The sequence below is a fragment of the Devosia sp. YR412 genome (genome assembly GCF_900110945.1).
In the GTDB taxonomy this organism is placed as follows: domain Bacteria; phylum Pseudomonadota; class Alphaproteobacteria; order Rhizobiales; family Devosiaceae; genus Devosia.
Genome location: NZ_FOFL01000003.1, coordinates 420001 through 422500 on the forward strand (window position 1 = coordinate 420001; position 2500 = coordinate 422500).

Genomic DNA, 2500 nt, shown 5'->3' on the forward strand with positions numbered 1-2500 from the left:
AAAGGTACGCTGGGGATAACAGGCTGATAATGCCCAAGAGTCCATATCGACGGCATTGTTTGGCACCTCGATGTCGGCTCATCACATCCTGGGGCTGGAGCAGGTCCCAAGGGTATGGCTGTTCGCCATTTAAAGTGGTACGTGAGCTGGGTTTAGAACGTCGTGAGACAGTTCGGTCCCTATCTGCCGTGGGTGTAGGAATATTGAGAAGAGCTGACCCTAGTACGAGAGGACCGGGTTGGACGAACCTCTGGTGGACCTGTTGTGGCGCCAGCCGCATTGCAGGGTAGCTAAGTTCGGACGGGATAACTGCTGAAAGCATCTAAGCAGGAAGCCTCCTTCAAAACTAGTATTCCCTTGAGAGCCGTGGAAGACCACCACGTCGATAGGCCGGGTGTGGAAGCGTAGCAATATGTGAAGCTTACCGGTACTAATAGCTCGATTGGCTTGATCGTTCTCATTAATCTATGTCCGCATAGTTGTGAGTTTGAGCGGTTATAAAATACACCAGACATTGCCTCTTGCATGGGAAGGCAATGTCCATACAGAACATAAAAACCAGAATTCACACCGTATGTTTTTCGCTGACCTTGTGGTTCTTGCGAGGAGCCCAAGACCCGATCCCATCCCGAACTCGACCGTCAAATTCCTCTGCGCCAATGGTACTAAGTCTCAAGGCTTGGGAGAGTAGGTCGCTGCAAGGTCTGCAAAAAACATACGGTTCTCTTTATCGATCGTCGAATTATAAAAGCCCTCTACTGGAAACAGTGGAGGGCTTTGTCGTTTAACCAACAAAGCTTGGCCTGGGTCGCTTAGCCATTCGGCCATAGGCCTCATGGCCTTCGCGCCTTCAATCGCTCCACTGGAGCGATTGACCCTGCGGGACGCCCCGAAGTCTACAAAAAACATACGACTCTCTTTATCGATCTCGAAAGAATTACAAAAACACCAGTCAGAAATGACTGGGGTTTTTGCGTTTCTGGTATGCGAACTGGCACAGGCATTGAACCTTTCGCCCGCCTCAGCGTATCCATGCGAAGTCTGCCCAAAACAGACACTTTTCATTGCTCTATGAATGCTACAAGGCGCCCAGTCAGAAATGACCGAGGGCCTTTTGCGTTCGGAATGGGGAAAGCAAATGAGCCAGGCGGAGATGACATCGGACTGCAGTCGCTGCGTCGGCCTGTGCTGCGTCGCACTATCGTTCCAACGTTCGGACGGATTCGGCCACGACAAGGTGGCAGGTGACCCCTGCTATCATCTCGACACGAGCTTCAGATGTTCAATTCATGCCAGACGTGAAGCGCTCGGCTATGACGGCTGCGGTGAATTCGATTGTCTGGGTGCCGGCCAGCGCGCGACCTCTGTGTTTTCGACTCGGAACTGGCGGCGGGATCCGGCGGTCGCCCGCCAACTTCATGCCCGCTTTTCGCTCCTGATCCGGCTGCAGGAAATGCGCCAGGCTCTGATCGAGGCGGATGATTTGGATATCCAGACGGAGTTGAATGACGTTCGCCAGGAACTGCTCGACCGCATAATCTTTCTCGCCGACACACATCACGACAGTATCGACGGTCCCGCGGCCGCAGTGCTCGCCGAGGCGAAAGACTTTCTCGGCGAGTTGGCCCGCGTCGCCCCTCACTGACAGGGCAGTAGCTGCAAGCACCTGCAACAAGCGCTTTGCAAAATAGCGCATTCTCAATACCGCGATCGCTTTCCTGGTCTGGAACGCATTGCGCTAGCCTTGGATAAGTCGTATCACTTTCCCGATATGGAAAGTGATGGTGTTTCATGCTGACCCTCTACATCCACCCGCTGGCGTCTTTCTGCCACAAGGTGCTCATCGCCCTGTATGAGAATCAAACTCCTTTCGAATCGCAAGTCGTCGATTTCAGCGATCCCGGCTCGGCCGCGGCGCATATCGAGCGCTGGCCGGTCGGCAAAATTCCCGTGCTGCATGATTCTACCGTGGATCGGACGATTCCCGAGACCAGCGTGATCATCGAATATCTGCAGGCGTATTATCCCGGGCCGGTCAAATTGCTGCCCGATGATTCGGAAACGCTGCTCCAGGTCCGGCTATGGGATCGATTCTACGATCTCTATGTCAGCCAGCCGATGCAAAAGGTGGTCACCGATCGAATTCGCCCCGAGGGCGCCGGAGATCCACATGGCGTCGCCGAAGCGCGGGCGAATCTCGATCAGGCCTATCGCATGATCGAGACGCATATTGCCGGCAAGACCTGGGCCGTCGGCGAAAATTTTACCATGGCCGATTGTGCCGCGCTGCCGGCGCTGTTTTTCGCTTCGACCGTCCAGCCCCTCGCGGCGGACCAACTTCAGCTCGCCGCCTATCTCGATCGCCTGCTGGAGCGCCCATCGATTCGCCGGACCATTGGCGAGGCGCAGCCATATTTTTCGATGTTCCCCTATCGGGATGCCATGCCGCAGCGCCTGCTGGAGATCGGACTGTGACGCCGGCATCTTCGGTGGATTTCGA

The 2500-nt window shown here is 55.1% G+C and carries 3 protein-coding genes and 2 rRNA genes (2 of these 5 running past the window's edge); all 5 read left to right on the forward strand.

The genetic code is table 11. The features are described 5' to 3' along the window. A 23S ribosomal RNA gene (locus BM045_RS13280) occupies nt 1-455 on the forward strand (it extends 2267 nt beyond the left edge of the window). Nucleotides 456-588: 133 nt separating this feature from the next. Then, nucleotides 589-704, forward strand: a 5S ribosomal RNA gene (rrf, locus tag BM045_RS13285). A gap of 395 nt (nt 705-1099) precedes the next feature. Then, nucleotides 1100-1645, forward strand: coding sequence for a hypothetical protein (locus BM045_RS18730; RefSeq protein WP_139198788.1), 546 nt, complete (start codon nt 1100-1102; stop codon nt 1643-1645). 146 nt (nt 1646-1791) lie between these two features. Then, a complete protein-coding gene (locus tag BM045_RS13295; protein ID WP_092184017.1) occupies nt 1792-2475 on the forward strand; it encodes a glutathione S-transferase family protein in 684 nt (227 codons plus the stop codon). Then, nucleotides 2472-2500, forward strand: partial view of an ArsR/SmtB family transcription factor gene (locus tag BM045_RS13300; protein WP_170848500.1) — the start only. Its footprint extends 316 nt past the window's final position; the window shows 29 of its 345 coding nt (coding positions 1-29); the start codon lies at nt 2472-2474; its stop codon lies beyond the right edge, outside the window. Before BM045_RS13295 ends, BM045_RS13300 begins: the two co-directional genes overlap by 4 nt.